The organism is Macrococcus carouselicus (genome assembly GCF_004359515.1).
In the GTDB taxonomy this organism is placed as follows: Bacteria; Bacillota; Bacilli; order Staphylococcales; family Staphylococcaceae; genus Macrococcus; species Macrococcus carouselicus.
On record NZ_SCWD01000001.1, the window covers coordinates 1,098,167 to 1,119,117 of the forward strand.

Annotated in this window: 21 protein-coding genes and 10 tRNA genes; 8 read left to right on the forward strand and 23 right to left on the reverse strand. The window is 46.0% G+C overall.

Annotation, left to right across the window (positions count from 1 at the left end; all coding sequences use genetic code 11):
• Positions 1–116: 116 nt before the first annotated feature.
• The gene (locus tag ERX40_RS05540; protein ID WP_133417497.1) at positions 117–1,037 is read left to right on the forward strand and encodes a 1,4-dihydroxy-2-naphthoate polyprenyltransferase; all 921 of its coding nucleotides are present in this window, start codon (positions 117–119) and stop codon (positions 1,035–1,037) included.
• A gap of 35 nt (positions 1,038–1,072) precedes the next feature.
• On the opposite strand, the gene ERX40_RS05545 is transcribed toward ERX40_RS05540, so the two are convergent.
• From ERX40_RS05545 to ERX40_RS05605, 13 genes are all read right to left on the reverse strand, one after another.
• Positions 1,073–1,348 (reverse strand): hypothetical protein, encoded by a 276-nt coding sequence (locus ERX40_RS05545; RefSeq protein WP_133417498.1) that lies wholly within the window; start codon positions 1,346–1,348, stop codon positions 1,073–1,075.
• Positions 1,349–1,364: 16 nt separating this feature from the next.
• Positions 1,365–1,829, reverse strand: a complete 465-nt coding sequence (locus ERX40_RS05550; protein WP_165980673.1) for a PH domain-containing protein — start codon at positions 1,827–1,829, stop codon at positions 1,365–1,367.
• A 124-nt stretch (positions 1,830–1,953) separates the two neighbouring features.
• Positions 1,954–2,042 (reverse strand) — tRNA-Ser (locus ERX40_RS05555).
• A gap of 42 nt (positions 2,043–2,084) precedes the next feature.
• Positions 2,085–2,156: transfer RNA gene (locus ERX40_RS05560), tRNA-Glu, on the reverse strand.
• Positions 2,157–2,231 (reverse strand) — tRNA-Asn (locus ERX40_RS05565). It abuts the tRNA gene before it with no gap.
• Between the two features lie 7 nt (positions 2,232–2,238).
• Positions 2,239–2,312 (reverse strand) — tRNA-Gly (locus tag ERX40_RS05570).
• 8 nt (positions 2,313–2,320) lie between these two features.
• Positions 2,321–2,393: transfer RNA gene (locus tag ERX40_RS05575), tRNA-His, on the reverse strand.
• Between the two features lie 7 nt (positions 2,394–2,400).
• Positions 2,401–2,476 (reverse strand) — tRNA-Phe (locus tag ERX40_RS05580).
• Between the two features lie 5 nt (positions 2,477–2,481).
• Positions 2,482–2,557: transfer RNA gene (locus ERX40_RS05585), tRNA-Asp, on the reverse strand.
• Between the two features lie 4 nt (positions 2,558–2,561).
• A tRNA-Met gene (locus ERX40_RS05590) sits at positions 2,562–2,635 on the reverse strand.
• A 212-nt stretch (positions 2,636–2,847) separates the two neighbouring features.
• Positions 2,848–2,935 (reverse strand) — tRNA-Ser (locus ERX40_RS05595).
• A gap of 1 nt (position 2,936) precedes the next feature.
• Positions 2,937–3,011 (reverse strand) — tRNA-Asn (locus tag ERX40_RS05600).
• 79 nt (positions 3,012–3,090) lie between these two features.
• The gene (locus ERX40_RS05605) at positions 3,091–3,651 is read right to left on the reverse strand and encodes a competence protein ComK (RefSeq protein ID WP_133417500.1); all 561 of its coding nucleotides are present in this window, start codon (positions 3,649–3,651) and stop codon (positions 3,091–3,093) included.
• Between the two features lie 195 nt (positions 3,652–3,846).
• On the opposite strand from ERX40_RS05605, the gene ERX40_RS05610 reads away from it, so the two are divergent.
• A complete protein-coding gene (locus tag ERX40_RS05610; protein ID WP_133417501.1) occupies positions 3,847–4,047 on the forward strand; it encodes an IDEAL domain-containing protein in 201 nt (66 codons plus the stop codon).
• A 66-nt stretch (positions 4,048–4,113) separates the two neighbouring features.
• Here ERX40_RS05610 and lplA read toward each other — a convergent pair whose 3' ends face one another.
• From lplA to hemE, 4 genes are all read right to left on the reverse strand, one after another.
• Positions 4,114–5,094, reverse strand: coding sequence for a lipoate--protein ligase (gene lplA, locus ERX40_RS05615; RefSeq protein WP_133417502.1), 981 nt, complete (start codon positions 5,092–5,094; stop codon positions 4,114–4,116).
• Between the two features lie 70 nt (positions 5,095–5,164).
• Positions 5,165–6,532 carry a protoporphyrinogen oxidase gene (gene hemY, locus ERX40_RS05620; RefSeq protein ID WP_133417503.1) on the reverse strand — a complete coding sequence of 456 codons (1,368 nt, stop codon included), beginning with the start codon at positions 6,530–6,532 and terminating at the stop codon, positions 5,165–5,167.
• A gap of 15 nt (positions 6,533–6,547) precedes the next feature.
• Positions 6,548–7,471 carry a ferrochelatase gene (gene hemH, locus ERX40_RS05625; protein ID WP_208001663.1) on the reverse strand — a complete coding sequence of 308 codons (924 nt, stop codon included), beginning with the start codon at positions 7,469–7,471 and terminating at the stop codon, positions 6,548–6,550.
• 9 nt (positions 7,472–7,480) lie between these two features.
• On the reverse strand, positions 7,481–8,518 hold the full coding sequence (gene hemE / locus ERX40_RS05630; RefSeq protein WP_133417505.1) for a uroporphyrinogen decarboxylase: 1,038 nt from the start codon (positions 8,516–8,518) through the stop codon (positions 7,481–7,483).
• A 139-nt stretch (positions 8,519–8,657) separates the two neighbouring features.
• Between hemE and ERX40_RS05635 the strand changes: the two genes are divergently transcribed.
• A complete protein-coding gene (locus ERX40_RS05635; RefSeq protein WP_133417506.1) occupies positions 8,658–9,170 on the forward strand; it encodes an antibiotic biosynthesis monooxygenase in 513 nt (170 codons plus the stop codon).
• A 56-nt stretch (positions 9,171–9,226) separates the two neighbouring features.
• On the opposite strand, the gene ERX40_RS05640 is transcribed toward ERX40_RS05635, so the two are convergent.
• Together ERX40_RS05640 and ERX40_RS05645 are read right to left on the reverse strand one after the other, a co-directional pair.
• Positions 9,227–10,438, reverse strand: a complete 1,212-nt coding sequence (locus ERX40_RS05640) for an ABC transporter permease (protein WP_133417507.1) — start codon at positions 10,436–10,438, stop codon at positions 9,227–9,229.
• Positions 10,431–11,168, reverse strand: coding sequence for an ABC transporter ATP-binding protein (locus ERX40_RS05645; protein WP_165980674.1), 738 nt, complete (start codon positions 11,166–11,168; stop codon positions 10,431–10,433). Before ERX40_RS05645 ends, ERX40_RS05640 begins: the two co-directional genes overlap by 8 nt.
• 106 nt (positions 11,169–11,274) lie before the next feature.
• Between ERX40_RS05645 and ERX40_RS05650 the strand changes: the two genes are divergently transcribed.
• From ERX40_RS05650 to ERX40_RS05670, 5 genes are all read left to right on the forward strand, one after another.
• The gene (locus ERX40_RS05650) at positions 11,275–11,694 is read left to right on the forward strand and encodes an HIT family protein (protein WP_133417509.1); all 420 of its coding nucleotides are present in this window, start codon (positions 11,275–11,277) and stop codon (positions 11,692–11,694) included.
• Positions 11,695–11,747: 53 nt separating this feature from the next.
• Entirely contained in the window at positions 11,748–12,104 is a 357-nt protein-coding gene (locus ERX40_RS05655) for a YtxH domain-containing protein (RefSeq protein WP_133417510.1), read from the forward strand.
• 87 nt (positions 12,105–12,191) lie between these two features.
• A complete protein-coding gene (locus tag ERX40_RS05660) occupies positions 12,192–12,737 on the forward strand; it encodes an HTH-type transcriptional regulator Hpr (RefSeq protein WP_133417511.1) in 546 nt (181 codons plus the stop codon).
• Between the two features lie 36 nt (positions 12,738–12,773).
• The gene (locus ERX40_RS05665; protein ID WP_133417512.1) at positions 12,774–13,319 is read left to right on the forward strand and encodes a DUF3267 domain-containing protein; all 546 of its coding nucleotides are present in this window, start codon (positions 12,774–12,776) and stop codon (positions 13,317–13,319) included.
• 61 nt (positions 13,320–13,380) lie between these two features.
• Entirely contained in the window at positions 13,381–14,313 is a 933-nt protein-coding gene (locus tag ERX40_RS05670) for a peptidylprolyl isomerase (protein WP_133417513.1), read from the forward strand.
• 63 nt (positions 14,314–14,376) lie between these two features.
• Here ERX40_RS05670 and yhaM read toward each other — a convergent pair whose 3' ends face one another.
• The 4 genes from yhaM to ERX40_RS05690 form a co-directional block, all read right to left on the reverse strand.
• Positions 14,377–15,318: a 3'-5' exoribonuclease YhaM gene (gene yhaM, locus ERX40_RS05675; protein WP_133417514.1), complete on the reverse strand. Its 942-nt coding sequence runs from the start codon at positions 15,316–15,318 to the stop codon at positions 14,377–14,379.
• Positions 15,318–18,224, reverse strand: coding sequence for an AAA family ATPase (locus tag ERX40_RS05680; protein ID WP_133417515.1), 2,907 nt, complete (start codon positions 18,222–18,224; stop codon positions 15,318–15,320). Before ERX40_RS05680 ends, yhaM begins: the two co-directional genes overlap by 1 nt.
• Positions 18,214–19,350: a metallophosphoesterase family protein gene (locus ERX40_RS05685; protein WP_133417516.1), complete on the reverse strand. Its 1,137-nt coding sequence runs from the start codon at positions 19,348–19,350 to the stop codon at positions 18,214–18,216. The genes ERX40_RS05680 and ERX40_RS05685 overlap by 11 nt, the downstream gene beginning before the upstream one ends.
• Positions 19,351–19,432: 82 nt before the next feature.
• Entirely contained in the window at positions 19,433–20,899 is a 1,467-nt protein-coding gene (locus ERX40_RS05690) for a coproporphyrinogen III oxidase (protein ID WP_133417517.1), read from the reverse strand.
• Positions 20,900–20,951: the final 52 nt, after the last annotated feature.

Consider the following 20,951-nt stretch of genomic DNA (forward strand, 5'->3'; position numbering starts at 1 on the left):
AGTCTCCACCATTTTACCATTTTTCATCAGACTACGTCAGATTACCGCTCCTCCATTGACTAAGATTTCAATAAAGCATAGAATTTAAGCAGATAATCAGGAATAGGAGATTAAAAATGTCAGAACATCTTGCCACACAAACAGGCTTTAAAAAATATTATCACCTTATGCGGCCGCATACACTTACTGCCTCATTTGTACCGGTCCTTGTCGGTACGGCAGCAGCTAAAGTGTTCGGCGATATTCGTATCGATCTGCTGATTGTCATGCTGATCGCATGTCTATTGATTCAGGCGGCGACCAATATGTTCAATGAATATTTTGATTATAAGCGCGGGCTGGATGATCATACTTCAGTCGGTATCGGCGGCGCCATTGTCCGTAACGGCATGACACCGAAATCTGTCTTCAATCTGGCAGTGGCCTTCTATATCATCGCAGCTGTTCTCGGTCTTTATATCTGTTCTCAGTCATCGTGGTTGATCTTACTTGTCGGTATCGTCTGTATGGCAGTGGGCTATTTTTATACAGGTGGGCCTATACCGATTTCGTGGACACCATTCGGCGAGATTTTCGCAGGACTCTTTATGGGATTCGTCATCATCATGATCACCTTCTATATCCATACCGGTCATCTAAGTGTCTATCCCGCCATTATGAGCATCCCGGTCTCAATCAATATCGGGATGATCAATATGGCGAACAATATCCGCGACCGCGTGAAGGACAAAGTGAGCGGACGTAAGACATTTGTCATTCTTGTCGGTAAGCACAGCGCTATTATCACGATGGGCATTCTCTATCTCATCAGCTTTCTCGTCATTCTCTATGTGACCTTCACGCAGGATTACGGTTCTCTTTTCCTGCTGATTGTCCTGCTCAGTGCCAATCTACCGGTCAAAGCGGTCAGACGCTTCTTCAGAGGGGATAAGCCGCTCGAGCTGATGCCTGCCATGAAAGTAACGGGACAGTTCAATACAATCTTCGGTTTTCTGCTTGCTATCGGCATCTATCTCTCAGCAATCACCGGCATATAAAAAAAGTACCGAATCAGTGAGGATTCGGTACTTTTTTAGCTGTAACGATAGAATTCGTTCATACGGTCAGCGACAATCTGTGCATCTTCCGCTGTCACTTCACCTGCGAGACCTGACTGAGTCAGATCAATGCGATATGATTTCGTATCATAATCAAGAATAACTGAAGTACCCTGGGCTGAAATATTTCGAGGTGCGACTTCAGCTACGTCGTCTTCCTCATGATGCTCACGGTAATCCACACCAAACTGGCCGGCTTTCAGTTCTGCATACTGCACTAACTTATCGATATTCATTTTATCATTTCTCATTTAAATGCCTCCTCTACTATGATGACATCTTCATTTTAATGAATTCTGTCAGTTCAGGCAAATCCTTCTTGAGAATGCCACGAATATTATAGTTCTTAGCCCCCATATTCTTACGCTCCACTTTCAGGAAGAGAGAGCCATACTCCTCATTATTGAACTCATCATCATCCGCACGCTCAAAATCAATGGCATTGATCATATTGAATTTGATCTGATCAAAATGAATGACTTTCGCACGTTCCTTACTATGAATAAGCAGCAGACGGTTGTCCAGCAGTATAATCAGACCGTGCTGATTCAGATTGAGCTTGCTGGCTGATGCATAATGAACCTTCTCGTGCGTATTGATTTCAGTGCAGTATACTTTCAGCAGCTTGATAAAGAATCGACGCTCGCTTTTCTTGATCTTCTTGAAAGTCTTTGAGAACTTCTTATAGTTGATAGGATATTCAATCTGCTGCAGCGCTTGACGAATTGTCATTTTCTTTTTCTTCATATCAGACACCATTCTCCGTGATATATTTTCATTTATTATAGCTAAATCCTGAATTAATTACTACGCCAAAATAAAAAAAGCTTCCATGACAATGAAAGCTTTCAAATAACGGAGGGCAAGGGATTCGAACCCTCGAAACGCTTGTGACGTTTACACACTTTCCAGGCGTGCTCCTTCGGCCAGCTCGGACAACCCTCCATAATATAAAAAAATCAGAAGCGATATTTCACCTCTGATATATGACCCCTACGGGATTCGAACCCGTGTTACCGCCGTGAAAGGGCGGTGTCTTAACCGCTTGACCAAGGGGCCTGGCTCCACAGGTAGGACTCGAACCTACGACCGATCGGTTAACAGCCGATAGCTCTACCACTGAGCTACTGTGGATCAACATTGGAGCGGGTGATCGGAATCGAACCGACGACATCAGCTTGGAAGGCTGAGGTTTTACCATTAAACTACACCCGCGTCTTAAGGGCGACTGATGGGAATCGAACCCACGAGTGCCGGAACCACAATCCGGTGCGTTAACCACTTCGCCACAATCGCCAAAAAATGGTGGCTCAGGACGGAATCGAACCGCCGACACATGGATTTTCAATCCATTGCTCTACCGACTGAGCTACTGAGCCATACATGGCGGTCCCGACCGGGATCGAACCGGCGATCTCCTGCGTGACAGGCAGGCATGTTAACCGCTACACCACGGGACCTTAGTTGCGGGAGGCGGATTTGAACCACCGACCTTCGGGTTATGAGCCCGACGAGCTACCAGACTGCTCCATCCCGCGTTAATAAAAAATGTTACTCAGCTAATATATCATTTACCCTGCTTGATAGTCAACATCAAAAAAGTGTAAATGGTTATACGCTCTATGTCGTAACTTGCGTTGTTTTTAAAGGACTTATTAAGTATATAAAGAATCTGTAAAGTCGTCAACAGTTAAATTTACGCATTGAAACACAAATAAAAAAACCATCACATACGTGATGGTTTACATAGCGGAGATGGAGAGATTTGAACTCTCGCGCCGGTTACCCGACCTACACCCTTAGCAGGGGCGCCTCTTCAGCCACTTGAGTACATCTCCATGGCTCCACAGGTAGGACTCGAACCTACGACCGATCGGTTAACAGCCGATAGCTCTACCACTGAGCTACTGTGGATTAATTTTTCAGGACAAATACTATTATAACAACTACAGTATTATTTACAAGGCTTTTAGTAAATTTTTTTATGGAAGAATTACACCTGAGATTCCAGGAGCGCATACATCGCAAGCACTTCGTAGATACTCATGGATGATTTCCTGTAATCGACTTCGCTGCTCAGTTTATCGTTCTTAAGCGACTTCGTACGGAGACAGTATTCCAGCTTGAGCGTATGGAGATATTGTGTGTTGATGATATGATGACTGACCGGGAAAATTTCCACGCTGGCATCATCAAACTCAATCCTGCTGTCGTTGAACTTGCCTTTACCATATGTCTTGATCAATGAGAGATTGAACCAGTAACATTCAGCTACTCTGTCGCTATGGCTTGGAAAGAAATAAGTAGACGTCTCGGGTTTGATGACAATCGGCGGCTTATGGCAGATATCAGCGATAATACGGGTCGTCTCCTTGCGTGCAGTGTAAGTGGTGTTGTAGAAATGACAGGACTGTTCGATGATTGTCAGTGGCTTCTGGTCAATCACTATAGGGGCTTTACCGAGTTCCTTTACCTCCGATTTCAGTTTATGACCCACTACCAGCGGACGAATAAACATCGTTGTCTCTCTTATAATATATCGATAAGTCGCCATCCTGTCCTCCTGCAAGCGTTTTATTAATTATACTTACTTTTCCACTAAAAGTGTAAAATTTTTTTCTGTTTTTACAATTTTTACAGTGATTTCAAAGTTGTAAAAAATAAATTTAATTAAATTTTCTGAATATTCTTGTTTTAAGTTTGAATTTCCGCTATACTGGGAACAATTATTTAGAAGGAGGCGTTATCTATGCAACAGTTAAATCAGAATGGACTTGAGATGTTTATCGGGAATCTGAACAACCTCTATATAGAGCTGCTTATCGAGGATGCGCTGCGTGAGAATCAGAAGAGAAAGTATGAACAGCTGATTGAAGAAGCGCTGCTGGACCATAACGAGACGGCCTTCAATGAGTATACGACAGCACTTAAACAGCTGGAGGCTATATAAATGTCAGTCCGATATCATGAATAAAAGATAAGAGATTAACCACCTCAGTGATTAACCTCTTATTTTTTATGCCAGTAAACCGAGAAATTCCTCGCGTTCGACGCGGCCGAAGTAATGGGCGAAGTCGATATCTCTGATCGCTTCAGCTACTGCCTCTGTCGTATGCGGCACACCGCGCAGGTGGTCTTCAATCTCCTTGATCTCCCCGACCCCGAAGAAATCGCCGAAAATCCGCGCCTCTGTGATATGGCCTTTCTCAACATTCAGTTTCAGTTCAACAAGTCCGCCCGGGAACTTCTGCTTTGACTCATAGTTGTAGTCCGGGTTCTTTCCGTAGTTCCAGTCGAATGTCTGGTACTTCTCCCTGCTCAGCTGCTGGATAGCCTGCCAGTCATCTTCAGACAGAACATACTCCTCAACATTGCCTTCAAAGATATGGTCCAGCAGTTTCTGCTTGAAATCCTCCATGGAAATCGGTGCATCAAGAAATTCCGTGATGTTCGCAACGCGGGAACGGATGGAACGGATACCTTTAGTGATCAGTTTCTCCTCACTGACAGACAGGCTCCGGACCACCTCATCGATATTGCTGTCCAGCATTAGCGTGCCATGAGAGAACATACGGTCCTTCGCCTGGAACATCGCGTTGCCTGAGATTTTACGGCTGCCGACCTGCAGATCGTTACGTCCTGACAGCTCTGCTTTGACCCCTATTTCGTTCAGTGCTTCAACAATCGGCATCGTGAACTTCCTGAAATTATGGAAGCTATCTGCGTCCGCATGTGTGACAAAACTGAAATTCAGATTGCCGAGGTCATGATAGACTGCACCACCACCTGATATTCTGCGTACGATATGGATATTGTGTTCGTCCACATACTTCTGGTTGACCTCCGCATATGTGTTCTGGTTCTTGCCGATGATGATAGAGGGTTCGTTGACATAGAACAGGAAATACGAATCATCTGTGAGGTTATTAAGGACATACTCCTCCATCGCCAGGTTGATTCGAGGATCCGTGATCTTATTGTTACTGATAAATTTCATGCGGTCACTCCCCTTTTTAATTTGACAGTATCAGAAAAAAGACAATCACGCAAAGTAATTGTCTTGTGCACTATCCATTAAGTTGTTCGGCTGCTTTTTTCGCTTGCGCGATACAGTCTGGCAGACCCACTGCCTCAAACGAGGAACCTGTCAGCATAAGGCCGGGATAGTTCTCCGTCATATACCGCTGTATCTGATGGACGCGGTCGATGTGACCCACTTCATACTGCGGCATACTGTTCATCAGACGTGTGACAATCGAGAACTCAGGCTCGCCTTTAATATCCATCATCTTGTCAAGGTCGCGCCGCGCAAGCTTGACAAGCGCCTCATCATCATTGTCCTTGACGACTGTATCTCCAGGACGACCGACATACGCACGGAGCAGGACTTTGCCCGCGGGCGTGGAATGTGTCCATTTCTTGCTTGTCCATGTACAGGCGGTGATGACGGTATCTGAATTGCGGGCAATGACGAAGCCCGTGCCATTCTCCTCGTTATTGACCTGTGACTCATCAAAGGCCATGACGACAGTCGCGACACTGGTCGTTTCCATATAATTGAAGTACCTGAGCGGCGCATCATCGAACCACTTACTGAAGACGGTATGTGGCACTGTCACAATGACATTATCGTAGAACGTCCGTTCATCGTTCACAGTGACTTCGTAGCCATTCGTCACCTTCTGAATAGCTGATACCGTGCTATTATAACGGATGTGTGCACCCTGCTCTGTCACTACTTCCGCAAGACGGTCGATGAAGCTCTGCAGCCCGTTCCTGAATAAGCGGAACTGACCTGCTGGTTTCTCGCCCGGCTGTTCTTTAGGCGCTCTTTTCTTCTGGTCACGCATCCCTTTGATCAGGCTGCCGTGTGTCTCTTCCTGTTCCTTGAAGTTAGGGAATGTTGACTTCAGACTCAGTTTATCGATATCAGCCCCGTATATCCCTGACAGCAGAGGCTCAATCAGATTTTCAAGTGCTTCATCACCTAGACGTCTACGGAAAAAAGCGCCGACCGAGACATCCGTTGTCATCGGCTTCGGTTTGATGAAGTAATCAAGACCGGCACGGACCTTGCCCGCTTTAGACAATAGCTTCGTCTCCAGAAACGGCTTGATTTCAGTCGGTATCCCCATAATAGAGCCGCCTGGCATCGGAAAGAGCTTATTCTTCGCGTAGATATAGGCCTGTCCCGTCTGATTGGCAACAATGTCGTCACCGAGTCCTATGGCAGTCGCAAGCTCGGTCATAATCGTCTTACGGGCGATATAGGACTCTGGGCCCAGTTCAATCGTATAGCCGTCCTTCTGGTATGTCTTGATCTTACCGCCTGCACGGTCTGACTGCTCGAGAATGTCAATGTCCGCATCTTTCAGATAGTAGGCAGCTGACAGACCGGTAATACCTGCGCCAATTATTGCGACTTTCTTCATCACTATCCACTTCTTTTCTTAAGAATTTAATACTTTTCTGATCTCATCGACCATTGCACCGATAAAGAGAGGGTGCGTCCCAGGCATGTCAGGGCGGTAATAATTGACGCCAAGTTCATCACAGATGACCTTACACTCCACGTCGTTATCGTACAGCACCTCTAGATGTTCACAGACGAAGCCAACAGGTGTATAGATATAGTTTTTATAGCCTTTCTCTTGGTAAAGTTCGCGTGTTAAGTCCTGCACATCCGGTCCGAGCCAGGGATCCGGTGTATTTCCTTCAGATTGCCAGCCGCGTTCAACGTGGATGATGTTTGAGTTGTCGGCAATCAGCTCTGCTGTTTCTATGAGCTGATCCGGATAAGGATCACCCGCTTCTTTGATTTTCTCAGGCAGACTGTGCGCGCTGACAATCAGCACTGTATCCTGCCAGTCCGGTTCCGTGATACGCTCAAGCGTTGTATTGACCTGCTCAGTCCAGTACTGAATAAATTTATCCTGACGATAGAAGTCAGTGACGTGTTTCAGTTTAATCCCATATTTTTCTGCTTCTTCAGCGGCACGTTTATTATATGAACCGACTGAGAAGTTGGAAAAGTGCGGCGCCAGTACGATCGTCACTGCTTCAGTGATACCTTCTTCCGCCATCTGCTTCACGGCGTCCTCAATGAAAGGTGCGATGTGTTTCAGACCGATATAGAGGGTGTAATCTTCACCTGTCTCTTTATTCAGTGCGTCACGCAGCTCTTCTGCCTGACGTTCTGTCATCCCCGCGAGTGGTGAGATACCGCCGATTGCTTTATACCGGTCTTTCAGATCCTGTAATGCTTCTTCAGATGGTTTCCGACCATGCCGGATATGCGTATAATATGGTTCGATGTCTTCTTCTTTGTACGGCGTGCCATACGCCATAACAAGTAACCCTTTTTTGCCCATTATATGACCCCTTTATTTTTTATATTGTGCTGAATACTCGTGTACAAACTCTGAGACGCGGCGCAGTGTATCCGGCTGTACTTCCGGGAAGACACCGTGTCCTAAATTGAATATATAGCTGTCAGTCTGTAATCCCTGATCTAAAATACGTGTTAACTGTTCTTCAATCACTGTCCAAGGTGCAAGCAGAATCGCCGGATCCAGGTTGCCCTGCAGCGTCTTGGTGATGCCTTTTGCACGGGCTTCGGCAATCTGCAGACGCCAGTCAAGACCGAGCACATCAACCGGCAGTGCATTCCATTCCTCGATCAGATGGCTTGCTCCGACACCGAACGTCGTCACAGGCACATTCTTTTCTTTGATACCGGTGAAGATACGGTGCATATGCGGCGCGATAAACTGATGATAATCTGCTTTATTCAGGGCACCTACCCATGAGTCAAAGACCTGGATCATCTTACAGCCCGCATCAATCTGCGCGTGCGTATAGGTGATGCACATCGTGCTGAGCTTCTCCATCAGCAGATGCCACGCTTCAGGCTGCTCGTACATCATCGCTTTTGTCTTATTGTAGTTTTTAGAAGGGCCACCCTCGATCATATAGCTCGCGAGTGTGAACGGCGCACCTGTGAACCCGATCAACGGCACATTCAGCTGTTCAGTCGTCAGTAGCTTGATCGTATCAAGAATATACGGTACATCCTGTTCCGGATGGATTTCACCAAGTCTTTCAACATCTTTGATTGAACGGACCGGATTACTGATCACCGGACCAATACCAGACTTGATCTCAACATCGACACCAATCGCGCCGAGTGGTGACATAATATCTTTATACAGGATAGCTGCATCTGTATCGTACTGATCAACCGGCAGTTTGGTCACATAAGCACAGAGCTCGGGATCATGTGTAATCTCGAACAGTGAGTGTGTTTCTTTGATCTTTCTGTATTCCGGCTGACTCCTCCCAGCCTGACGCATGAACCATACGGGTGTATGCGTTGTCTTCTCCCCGTATGCCGCCTTTAAAATTGTATCGTTGAATGGCATTTAACCAGTCCTCCTCATGTATGATGAATACTAACTATTTTACCATAATCGAGGTAAGGCCGTATTTAATTAAGTATTTGTCATAAAGATGACATAATCGGGTAAAGAGAATAAAGAAGAAAAAGGAGCTGAAAAGGTTATGAACGTCTATTTTACACATGGGTCAGATTATTATATGGAACGACTGACCGAGAAACATCCAGACAGGCAGCTGCTGAAGTTTGCAGGTCCTGAGGATATCGTGCTTTACGAGTCGACTGACGATAAATCAGTCTTCAGTTCAGGTGAAGCATATGAAGCTGTTGAACACGACGGATCCGTCACGCAGGATGCACCGATACTGCTGCGTTACTTCCAGGTCAGTGACGAAAAACAAAAAATCGCTGAGAGTACGCTCACGGACCATGGTGACTTCAGTCAGTACAGCGGCTATCAAAGCTATCAGCTCTTACGCCCTCATCGCGGTCAGACTTATATCGCGCTGTTCCAGTTCAGTGACCTCCAGTCGCTTGAAGATTTCCAGAAGAGCTCAGCCTATCGCAATCAGTACGACGAATCACTGAAGCAGTACCAATCCGCTGACTTCATCTCAAATGTGCAGTTCACAAAATTACTGCGGCCGTACACAACGGAAAATACAGCAGAACATTAAAAGCCGGCAGCTGCCGGCTTTTGTTGTCTGTATGAAAATGAGGAGATTAAACTCTATCAGTCCTTCAGCAGCACCATTCTTCGTTTCAGTTTCGACATGACCTGCTGGTTTGTCCACCACATAACAGCGAAGAAGAGTAAGGCATAGTAGAAATGCTGCGGATAGATGAAGCAGTAAATCACGGCGACAGTTATGGTCACAGCAAATGACAGCTGCCACAGGAATTTCCGGAAGCCTTCCACCACCTTGTCTTCAGTGACCGGCCATACCTGCGGCCAGAGCTGATAAGCCTGCTGTTTGTAGAACTGTGATGACTGAAGCACAACGATATAGATCATGAAGAGGCCGATAATGGCTGCGATGACCGGCTGATGAACGAACCAGATGATAAGACCGCCGATCACCACAAGACGGATGATGATCCAGAAGGCATCTTTACTGCGCAGAAAATTGCGTTTGAACAGAAAGAGGAACATGCCATCGTGATTGTACTGACGGTCCTGCAGCAGAAGATCAAGATAAGGTCTTCTTCTGACGTTATCCTTCAGTCCTCTGACATCTGTGAACATATTGATGAGCTTATACTGACGCTGCGTCAGTTCCTGCTCGTATTCAATCAGTGACTGCCACGGGTAGACGCGTTTCGCTGCCATGTTCTGTATGAGCAGCAGCAGACCGATCAGCATGATAAGTGTCACACTGCCTGAGAACAGACTGCCGTCAAGCGACATATAGATGCCTGACAGCAGTATGATGAAAAGAATCAGATTGACGCTTAAATTCGATAGGCCAAGCTTCATCATAGGGAACCTGAGGGTCAGTCCGATGACGATTCCAAGTACACCTGTCAAAAAAGCCATGACTGCGCCGTTCACAGAGAAATATTCTCCGGCATGATACAGCGGCAGCAGGACCGCGCATAAGACCGTAAACATCGTGATCCGTCGCACGCTCGAGCGGATGACACTCTGCTTCACATAATCACCGAGCTGGCGTTCATAAGGCAGCAGGAAGACCTGGTCTGCTTGCCTGAAATGGGTTCTTAAAGGGGCAAGTGTGACAAGCGTCAGCAATATTGCGATGATGAGATGATAGTCGATGCCCTGCGGCAGATTTTTCAGCAGCTGACTGTACTGCAGCATGAGCGCGCCGAACGCGATGGTCAGAAATATCACAAAGTGACCGTTGAAAATAAATCTGCTGTAGCGGGCGACTTCCCTGCTGTTCGCCTCCGCTCTTTTATTGTAGAGCGTTCTTGCATTATACATGTCCTTCACCCTGCGTCAGTCTGATATAGATGGCATCCAGTGATTCCCCCGGCATATCGAGCTGCTGCTGCAGGTCCTGAAGGTTGCCCTTTGCCACAAGATGGCCCTGGTGCATGATCAGAAAGTAATCACAGTACTTCTCAGCGGTCGCCAGAATATGCGTGCTCATCAGCACAGTCCGTCCGGCATCTCTCGCCTCCACCATCAGTTCAAGCATCGACTGGATACCAAGCGGGTCGAGTCCCAGGAAGGGTTCGTCAATGATATGGAGCTCCGGCTGACTGATAAAGGCACAGATGATCATCACTTTCTGCTTCATCCCTTTTGAGAAGTTCTGCGGGAACTGCTTCATCTTATCCTCAAGGCGGAAAATGCCAAGAAGCGGCCGTGCACGTGTCATTGCCTCTTCTTTCGTCAGACCATAAGCCATCGCCGTCATATCGATATGTTCTTCGAGTGTCAGCTCATCATAGAGAACGGGCGTCTCCGGGATATAGCTGATCAGCTGCCGGTAGTCATAAGGCGATTCATTTAACGTCATACCGTTGATAGCGATGTCGCCTTTCATCGGCTGAAGCAGTCCGAGCATATTCTTGATGGTCGTACTTTTACCGGCACCGTTCAGACCGATCAGGCCGACAATCTCCCCTTCCTGTAATGTGAAATCAATATCATGAATGACAGGCTGATTACCATAACCGCCCGTTAAGTGTTTTACTTCGACTGCCACATCTGCACCTCCGCTAAAGTTTATTTCATATTGTATCAAATATTCTTTGAATTCACCTATAGATATGGCTAGAATATGAATATATGGACCAATAAGGAGGGGCAACATGACAGACTGTATTTTCTGCAAAATCGTAAAGGGTGACATCCCGTCGTACAAAGTATATGAAGACGACTATACATTCGCTTTCCTTGATATCTCGCAGGTCTCTAAAGGGCATACACTGGTCGTACCGAAGACGCATAGCCGGGACCTGCTCGGGACTGACAGCGAAGTTCTCACGCATGTGATTAAGTCCGTTCAGAAGGTCGCACAGATGATAGATGATACGCTGCAGCCGGACGGGATCAATATCGTTCAGAATAACCGGGCATTCGCCGATCAGAGTGTCTTCCATCTGCATTTCCACATCATGCCCCGCTACGAGAATGAGCTTGATGGCTTCGGCTACAGATGGGAGACACATATGGAGGTATTCAGTCAGGATGAGATGGCTGCACTCGCCGAACAAATTAAGCATGCTTGATTGCAGTCATTAAGGGGTATAACTAAGGAAAACAAATTTGGAGGAATCTTCTTATGAAAATCACACACATCGCCGCTGGTTTCACAGTGGGTATCATCGCTGGTGCAGCTACTGCTCTTATGAATGCCGCAAAACCAGGCACAGAAATGCAGAGAAATTTCGCTGCGAATTCTACTGACGTCAAAGCACAGGCTGAGCAGATTAAATCTGAAGTAGCGGACCTGAAGAACTATGCAGTACAGACTAAAGAAGAGAGCCAGAAACTGGTCAAGGAAATGGGTGCTGAGGTCAAGCAAATGATCGCCAATTATCAATCAGATATTCAGCCTAATGTTCAGCACCTTAAGTCAAATGTAGAAAATGTCAAAAATCGTGCAGACGAAGTAAAAGAAACATTTTCCAAAAAATAATGATATGTTAAAATGAATCAAACTGGAACGGGGAAAGCATGATGTCTCAGCATCATGCTTTCTCTATGAATTTTAGGAGGTTATTCGTTGAAAAGAGACTGTGAAATCATCGAAAAAATGTTGTTTACCCATCATGTGGCTCAGCTGAGCAAAGCCTTATGGAAAACGGCAGAAAAAGACTGGCAGACCTGGATAAAACCCTATGACCTTAATATCAATGAGCATCATATCCTGGTTATCATCCGCAATCTCGAGAGAGCCACTATCTCTCAAGTATCTCAGTACGGGGTGATGCATGTCTCGACCGTCTTTAACTTTGCCAAAAACCTGGAGAAGCGTGGCTACCTCCGGATGCCAAAAAGCGACCTGGACAAACGGAATACATATCTTGAGCTGACGGACATGGGAAAAGAACTGCTTTATGAGACTTACAAGAACTATGAAAATATCGATGACCGGATTCACGATGCAGCTCAGGAATATCAGAGCGTCATGATGGCGATGCCTGTCTTCAGCGATCTGAAATATATTGTCGCACAGATATATGGTAAGGACTTCATAGAACAGCTCGATAAAAGTCATAAGGACCTGCTGGAAATACTGCTTGACGAAAATAAGGGCGATAAGGCATAATGCATAAGATAATATGACCGATAAGGAGCATCTTTTATGTATTCTTGTACAAAGAAACTCAATTTAAAGCACGCATACGGGCGTCAGCGATTGATTTTCACCTCATTTCTTATCACTGTCGTCACATTTCTGATTTCTTTCGAAGTATTCAGCTCATTTGTGAACGACCGTTTCAGCGACCATTATTTCCTTTTATTTCTGCTGAGCTGCTTTGCGGTCTATCCGCTTCATAAGTTATGTCATGTGCTCATGTTTCTGGATGACCTCAGTTCCATCATCATTCAGAAAGTGATGGCGATGGGATTTCTGCCGATCTTGAATATCCGGCTGAATCATCCGATCAGTAAAGGCCGTTTTCTGGTCACTCTGGCCCTGCCTTTTTTAATCATCAGTGGCTTGACGCTGTCAGCTGCCATGATGTATCCCGTTTATGCGCATTATTTTTTATTTATGTTTTCAATGAACATCGGCATTTCATTCATTGATTTCATCTACTTCAGATACTTGATCAATTCACGCGGCTGTTCGTTTGTCGAGGAACGGAAACACGGGCTGGAATTACTGACGAAATTCGATATGTAATTTAATGTTATTTTCATAATTGAATGATATGCTAATAGCAGCACAGAAAAGGAGAATTACAATGAAGAACTTAAAAAAAGCAGTAGTACCCGCTCTGCTATCTGTATCAGTCCTCGGACTTGCAGCATGTGGGAATGGTGAAGAAGGAAAGACACTCATCACTTCTAAAGCAGGCGATGTAACAACAACCAACGTCATGGACCAGATCGGCAAGGAAGAAATCGCTCAGAATGCATTCCAGATTCTGCTGAAAGATATCCTGAAAGATAAATACGGTAAAGCGGTCGATGATAAGAAAATCCAGGAACAGGTCGATGCTGACATCAAAAAATATGGCGGCAAAGAACAGTTCGAAGCATTATTACAGCAGCAGCAGCCGGGTATGACTATCGAAAAATATAAAGAGTCACGCGTGACTGAAGCCTATCAGAAAGAGCTGATGAAGGACACTATCAAGGTGTCTGATAAAGAAGTAAAAGATAGCGCTAAAAAAGCGTCTCATATTCTGATCAAAGTGAAATCTGAAAGTGATCCTTCAGGCTTGTCCGATGCGAAAGCAAAGGTAAAAGCAGAGAAAGTCCTTGCTGAAGTGAAGAAAAATCCTGAGAAATTCGCTGAGATCGCTAAAAAAGAATCAGGCGATACCGGCTCTAAAGCAGAAGGCGGTTCCCTCGGCTATGTCCTGAAAGGTGACACTGTCCCTGAATTTGAAAAAGCGCTCTTCAAATTAAAAGAAGGCGAAATGTCCGACCTTGTGAAAACTGATTTTGGTTACCACATCATTAAGGCTGAGAAACAGGATGATTTCGACAAACAGAAAGAGAGCTTAAAAGAAAAAGTGCGTCAGTCTAAAGTTCAGGAGAACTCTGAAGTCATGATGGATGCTTATAAAAAACTGTTGAAAGATTACGATGTTGAATATAAAGATGAGGCCCTTAAGAAGATCATCGACGAAAAAATTCTGAATGCCAGTGCAGCAGGCCAACAGCAGTAATGCAGTCCGTCTCCAACATAAAAAAGCAGTCGTATCAGAAATACTGATACGACTGCTTTTTATTTATTCAAGTGTCTCCGGTTTATAGAACTGGCGACCCTCTAATGCAAAGATGCGCTCAGAGAACTGGCCTTTCTCTACTTTCTTCAGATGCTTATCAAACATCTGCATACGGGCATCAATATTGTCGATGAAGTGAAGAATCTCTGCTTCTTTCACCATCGGCAGCTTCGGCGATCCATATTCCAGTTTCCCGTGATGCGCGAGAATCAGATGTCTGAGGAGCATGATCTCCTCCCCTTCAATACCATGCTCACGTGCCATCTCAGCGACTTCATCACTCATAATCGAGATATGACCAAGCAGGTTACCCTCAACTGTATAGCTCGTCGCAACAGGTCCTGACAGCTCTTTGACTTTCCCCATGTCGTGAAGGATGATGCCCGCATATAACAGGCTCTTATTCAGCGATGGATAGATAGTACAGAGCGCTTCTGCCTGCTTCAGCATCGTCATGACATGATACAGGAGCCCTGAGACAAAGTTATGATGGTTGGAGCTTGCTGCAGGATAGACCATAAATTCCTGCTGATACTTTTTCAGTAGCAGACGTGTGATGCGCTGCAGGTTTGCATTCTCAATATCCATCACATATGTCATCAGCTGGTCAGTCATCTCAGTGGCAGATACAGGTGCTGCCTCCAGAAAATGGTCAAGTTTGACGCCATCCTCATCAGTCGCAGGACGGAACTGATTGATCTTCATCTGTTTGCGGCCGCGGTAATCGATGACGTCGCCTTTCACTTTAATCAGCTTTTCAGGCTGGAGCATCTTGATATCATTTTCAGTGACAGTCCAGACTTTTGCCTCTATATCTCCACTTTTATCCTTCAGATACAGTGTCAGATAGGGTTTCCCCTGATTGGTCACTCCCTGTACAGCGCGGTGAATCAGAAAGAATGCCTCCACTGCTTCACCGGGTTTCAACGTTTCAATCGTTCTCATTATTTTAACTCCTTCTCATGACGCTCAAGTATTAATGTGTTTTTAGTCGGAATATTCATCGAACGGTTACATGTAAAGTATAGATACTGGTTATCCTGCTGCTTCATCAGATAATCGATGATCATTTCCTTGCGATGCTTATCAAAATGAACGAATGCATCATCTATGATCACGGGGAAAGGATACAGATATCTCAGATGATCAACCAGACTTAATCTCATCGTAATATAAAGGAGCTCTTTCGTCGACTGAGACAGTTCAGTTGGATGGAAAATCTGCCCGTTCTTATGTTTGACAAGTAAAGCATCCTGATAGATGACGTCCACGTAACGGCCTTCTGTCATCTGACCGAAGATTTCAGATGCCTTTCTGATGATACTCGGAATCCGTTCAGCCTTGACCTTCTGACGATGCGCTTCTATCAGCACTTCAATGTAGCGCAATGCGCTGTAGTCGACTGCGAGCTGGTTCACGATATTACGTTCTATCGCATAGCGATGATTCAGTTCCGACAAAGTCGAATCCTCTTCAAGCGTCTTCATATGCTGCTCGATATTGTACAGCTCGAATTCGTGTTCTTTCAGTTCGCTGCGGTAGTCGTTCAGCTGATCGGTAATACGACCTTCTATCAGTCGCAGGTCTTCTGATGTCTGCTCCGCAAGAATTGAACTCATTTCATATGTGAAGTTCTCTTCTTCAAGTTTATGACTCAGATGATGATGTCTGCTCAGGTTTTCATGATATTCAGTATAGGCCTCAAACTGGCTGTAGTAATCAGATTCATTGTCCACACCTGCTTCAGCAAAAAGAGCTGCGAGTTCTGCAGCCATCTCCTGATAAGCGTCCTGCAGCACACTCAGTTCTTTCGTAGCGAGCTCAAGCTGATCGGTCACCCGTTTATATTCCTTACGGTTGCGTTCCTCAGTTCTGACGAGACGCCCGAGTTCAGTGAAGGTGACCGGTAATGGTTCATCATTCGTGACCAGACTGAATGCATTGACCTTTTCCTTGAAATCACTGATATGGCTCTGTTCTTCTGTATAGTCTTTCCTCAGCTGCTGCAACTGCTGATAAGTCTGCTGAATCCGGTAGATGGTACGATATGCATCAGGCAGGAGACTATCTTCATAACTCAGTTTCAGCTTCAGCATGGTCTTTGTTCTGCTGAGAGACTCATTCACTGATCTCAAAGCGGTCTCTTCGGCGTCATAAAGTGCTGTGAGCTGCTCTTTCTTGCGGCTCAGTGCTGCTTTTTCATCTTCAAGACGCAGTTTTTTATCACGTAATGAACGCTGCTGATTCAAATCGAACTGCGCATCAAGCATCGAGGACAGCTCACTGATCGATGTCTCAAGATGATGGATTTCGTCCTGCATAATATGATTCTGATTGTTTTCAACCGGCTTATTCTGCATCGTCAGAACCAGCATGATAATCGGGATGATCAGCAGAAGCGCTGCCGGTATAAAGAGCTGCAGATAGAAGAAATACGCTGCAATCAGTAATCCCACCAGACCACCAGCCAGGTAGATATAGTTCAGTTTCTTTCTCTTCTGCTCCTCGATCTCTGCTGTACGCAGCTGTTCTGATTCCAGCTTGTGATAAAGTTCGGTCTTCTGACTCAGTTCAAGGCGCTGTTCAGCAAGCTGGATACCTGTCGTAAAGAGTTCATCTGTCACGATATAAGGTGTTATATCATTCAGTTTGCTGCTATTCAGCGTATCCTCGCGTTCCAGCTGTTCCATTTCCCGCTTCAGCTGTGCGATCTTCAGGCTATGCTGCTCCTTGTCTGACAATGAATAGATCAGGTGATCCTTCAGCGGCGCGTCCACTTTGATAGCATGATATTCCTGCCAGCCGATATCATGCTGCAGTCGTTCGATTGTCGCTTCTTTATCGGCTATTTCCCGTGCCAGTGCCTCACTTGTTTGCTCATGTAACTTCTGCTGCGGCTCTTCCTGCAGCAGACGCACTGCCTGCTCATAGTCAGCGGCGTCAAGGCGGTCAGTTCCTGCCTTTTCGCGTTGCAGCTGTTCAGCTTTCTCCTCGCGCAGCGCGATATCCCGTCTCGCTGACTGCAGCTGACGCTTCAGTCCCTCGTAACGTTCAATTCCGTGGTCCGGGAAGACAAGGGGTTCGATATTCAGCTTGAGCTCAAGCTGCTTCCACTCCTTCGCATCACTGTGGAACATCATCTCTTTCTGCTTATTCTGCTGGAGTTTCGTCAGCTCTTCGATATGTCCTCTCACCTCAGACAACTGACGCGTCAGCTCATACTGTGCCGCTTCAAGGTCCTGATAACGTTCTATCTTCACTTCTGCATCCCGAATCTGCAACTGCAGATTCAGCATTTCTGTGATATGTTCACTGAGCATACCTTCTGAATGGTCAGGGGTGAGCAGGCGCAGTTTCTCTGTCTCAAGCTTCATCTCCAGACTGGAGAATTCAGTGGACCCGAAGATACCCGCCTGCATCAGATAGTTCTGCAGCTTATCCTCTGTCAGATGGTGGACCTGCTGCAGCCCAAGCACATCAAAGGAAAAGATCTTCTCGTAGCCCGTGTAAGTCATAAAACTGAACTTCTGGTTCAGCCAGTCAGTATCCTTCGGCACATTGTTATAGAGAATCGTCGTTCTCTCCTTGCCCTGTTCATAGACACGCTCAATATAAATATCAGCCGTCCCGTCATTCATGACCATGTTGCCGCCATACGTATTCGTGAAGCGGGGAACATAGAGCGGTTGATCAGAATGATTGAATCCGAACAGCAGGGCATGAATAAAGGTCTGCATCGTCGATTTACCGGTCTCGTTCTCCCCGTATATCTGGGTAAACGTGTCGTTCAGCTTGAACTGCTGCTGCTCAAGTCTGCCGTATCCATATATTTCTAGATGTTTAATTCTCATCAGGCTTCAGCCTCGCTTTCAGCTTGATCTCACCAGTCTCAATCAGTGTTCTGCCGTCCAGATTCTCATAGTCATCCAGGAAACGGTTCATCTCTGCATCATGAAAGAGCGGCTGCATTGCGCGTTCGAACAATGTCCGGTCCTTGAGCATCGACTCATCAAATTCACGGTGCAGAGTAGTCCTATCATTCTGCTGGACGGTCAGCGCATCTATCCAGACGAACTCATTCTCATAAACCTCTTGCTGCTGAACCAGCTTAAGGACATCCGCTAAGAGCCCGGGATTGACCGGATGTTCATTCTCGTTGATCAGCTGCAGCTGATAGATCCCTTTTCCATCAACTCGTTTACGCGCCTTGAACTCACTGATCAGCTGCAGGATGCCATTCTTACTGATATCTGCTACCGGCAGCTGATAGTGCCGGAAGATGATGTGCTGCGTCGGTACAAAGATGACCTTCATCTCTATATGGTCACCTTCAATCATCAAGTAGCCTTTCTGGCCGGTCTGGTGGAGGAGATAACTCTGGATGTTACCTGGATAGTGAATATGCGGCAGCTCGCTGACCCGCTGTCTTTGATGGCTGCCTCCGAGCGCCCAGTAATGATAGAGCTTCTGATTCAAGTCTTCCTGCTGGAATCCAGATTCACCGATTCTGCCATACAGCATGCCGATATGAATGCTCGTATCCACCTGATTGGTCGGAAAGTACTGAAGGTCGTGCCCCAGACTAAGACCATGAAGATAGACGGTATCTCCCTCTTTCGTGATGAACTGATAGCTCTCCACCTGATCACCGAAAATAATGATATTATCCGGCCATCTGACCGTCCGTAAGTGATCATCTGTCTTCCCCAGCACAATATAAACATAAATTCCCGCATCTTTCAGTCGCTGGAATTGTTTTTTCAAGTAAACGGTGGTCTTCAAGGTCTGGTTATCAGACAGCAAATCCCCTGTAATCAGCACAAAATCAACCTGCTGAACAATGGCATCCTTGATGAGTGTATTAAAGCTTTCGAAGCTTGCCCGGTATATATCAGCCATGATGGATTCTGATACATAGCCATTTAACTGAAAAGGCGCATCTAAATGTAGATCTGCACAGTGAATAAATTTTATCATCGCTCTACCTCGTTTAGTGACTTCACTTCATTTTACAATAAATAAGGTGCTAATTGGGAATCAGACGAAAAAAAGCCGAAGATTAGTCTTCGGCTTTAAAAAGATGATTGAGCTTTTTGATTTTTTCTGCTGTATAGTGTTCGTAACTTTTGTTGTAGCTCTTCGGATCCTTTGGATTCAGATAGTTCTCAATCTTACCCGTCTCAGGATGTATGAACTTACTGGACGCGCCGCAGCCGATGCCGAGAATAGTCTGCATTTCTTCCATGATAAGAATATTATAGAGCGAGTATTCCTTGTCGATGGAGTAACCGATATTCTCCAGATTGCCGAGAATATTCTTCTGCCGGTAGAGATAATACGGTTTGTAGCCTTCTTCAGCGGCAAATGCTCGCGTCATCTCCATCATCTGCATGATCTCTTCGCGCGGTGCGACGGGATACTGTTCCTTATTACGCGTCATCTCACTCGCACGTTTGAAGCTGAGCGTATGAACGGTCAGCGATTCAGGTCGCAGTCTTCTCGTCTCTTCCAGTGAATGCCGGACGTTCGTCCGGTCTTCGTTCGGCAGACCGATGATCAGATCCATATTGATATTGTTCATATTGAAATCACGGGCGAGCCTGAACTTATCCACCGTCTCCTTGACAGAATGATGCCGGCCGATCGCCTTTAAGGTCTCATCCGTGAAACTCTGGGGATTGATGCTGATCCGGTCGATATCGAAGTCGTTCAGTACTGTCAGCGTCTCGCCGTCAATCGTATCTGGTCGTCCAGCTTCCACCGTCACTTCTCTGACAGCCGACATATCAAATGAAGCGTAGCACTGGTCGAGCAGTATCTTCAGGTCTTCTGGCGTGATGGATGTCGGTGTCCCCCCGCCGAAATAGATGGAGGTGACCTTGATGTCATTGTCCTTCAGCCATTTACCTGTCACCGCAATCTCGTGCAGCAGACCCACCAGGAATTCCGGCACATCATTCTTATGGACGAGTATACTGTAAGCGGGAAACGTACAGTAAGCACATTTTGTCGGACAGAACGGGATACCGATGTAGATACTGACCTCGCGTCCTAATTCATATAGATCCGGTATCGCCTCGTTCTGTGTATGGACGATCTCCCGCATGAGGTCCAGCTTCTCCTGACTGATGAGATAGTCTTGCTTCAGCTGTCCGCTTATTGCTTCGTGCGACAGACCCTGACGGTAGAGACGGTGATACAGTTTTGTCGGTCTGATACCCGTCAGTGTGCCCCAGCTCTGCGTGATGCCGGTGCAATCAGTCAGCATAGTCACCAGTGTCTCAGCGATCGCCTGTTTGACGTGCTTCTTATCTGTCTCCGTGCGCGTCGCTGTCGCCGTGTATGACTGACCGTCAAGTGTCAGATATCCCGTCACCCTGACCGCTTCTTCATTCTTGATATCAAACGACAGCGTGTTGGCTCCTTCACCAAGGAGTACAAAGGAATCTTCAAAATATAGATTAATGATGTTCTGCAGGAACAGCAGATTGTTCTCCAGCTCCTGATTCTTTAGAAATATTTTCATTGTTTATCCTCTTTAAAAAAAATAAACGAAAACTACGTTTCGTTTATTTTTA

What these genes read in the sequence shown, in the direction of transcription:
- ERX40_RS05550 (WP_165980673.1), bottom strand. Translation starts at nt 1,829, where the DNA reads ATGACAATTCGTCAAGCGCTGCAGCAGATTGAATATCCTATCAACTAT.
- lplA (WP_133417502.1), bottom strand. Translation starts at nt 5,094, where the DNA reads ATGAAATTTATCAGTAACAATAAGATCACGGATCCTCGAATCAACCTG.
- hemE (WP_133417505.1), bottom strand. Translation starts at nt 8,518, where the DNA reads ATGCCATTCAACGATACAATTTTAAAGGCGGCATACGGGGAGAAGACA.
- ERX40_RS05670 (WP_133417513.1), top strand. Translation starts at nt 13,381, where the DNA reads ATGAAGAACTTAAAAAAAGCAGTAGTACCCGCTCTGCTATCTGTATCA.
- ERX40_RS05610 (WP_133417501.1), top strand. Translation starts at nt 3,847, where the DNA reads ATGCAACAGTTAAATCAGAATGGACTTGAGATGTTTATCGGGAATCTG.
- ERX40_RS05665 (WP_133417512.1), top strand. Translation starts at nt 12,774, where the DNA reads ATGTATTCTTGTACAAAGAAACTCAATTTAAAGCACGCATACGGGCGT.
- ERX40_RS05605 (WP_133417500.1), bottom strand. Translation starts at nt 3,651, where the DNA reads ATGGCGACTTATCGATATATTATAAGAGAGACAACGATGTTTATTCGT.
- yhaM (WP_133417514.1), bottom strand. Translation starts at nt 15,318, where the DNA reads ATGAGAACGATTGAAACGTTGAAACCCGGTGAAGCAGTGGAGGCATTC.
- ERX40_RS05635 (WP_133417506.1), top strand. Translation starts at nt 8,658, where the DNA reads ATGAACGTCTATTTTACACATGGGTCAGATTATTATATGGAACGACTG.
- ERX40_RS05690 (WP_133417517.1), bottom strand. Translation starts at nt 20,899, where the DNA reads ATGAAAATATTTCTAAAGAATCAGGAGCTGGAGAACAATCTGCTGTTC.
- ERX40_RS05655 (WP_133417510.1), top strand. Translation starts at nt 11,748, where the DNA reads ATGAAAATCACACACATCGCCGCTGGTTTCACAGTGGGTATCATCGCT.
- ERX40_RS05680 (WP_133417515.1), bottom strand. Translation starts at nt 18,224, where the DNA reads ATGAGAATTAAACATCTAGAAATATATGGATACGGCAGACTTGAGCAG.
- ERX40_RS05685 (WP_133417516.1), bottom strand. Translation starts at nt 19,350, where the DNA reads ATGATAAAATTTATTCACTGTGCAGATCTACATTTAGATGCGCCTTTT.
- ERX40_RS05640 (WP_133417507.1), bottom strand. Translation starts at nt 10,438, where the DNA reads ATGTATAATGCAAGAACGCTCTACAATAAAAGAGCGGAGGCGAACAGC.
- ERX40_RS05545 (WP_133417498.1), bottom strand. Translation starts at nt 1,348, where the DNA reads ATGAGAAATGATAAAATGAATATCGATAAGTTAGTGCAGTATGCAGAA.
- ERX40_RS05650 (WP_133417509.1), top strand. Translation starts at nt 11,275, where the DNA reads ATGACAGACTGTATTTTCTGCAAAATCGTAAAGGGTGACATCCCGTCG.
- ERX40_RS05540 (WP_133417497.1), top strand. Translation starts at nt 117, where the DNA reads ATGTCAGAACATCTTGCCACACAAACAGGCTTTAAAAAATATTATCAC.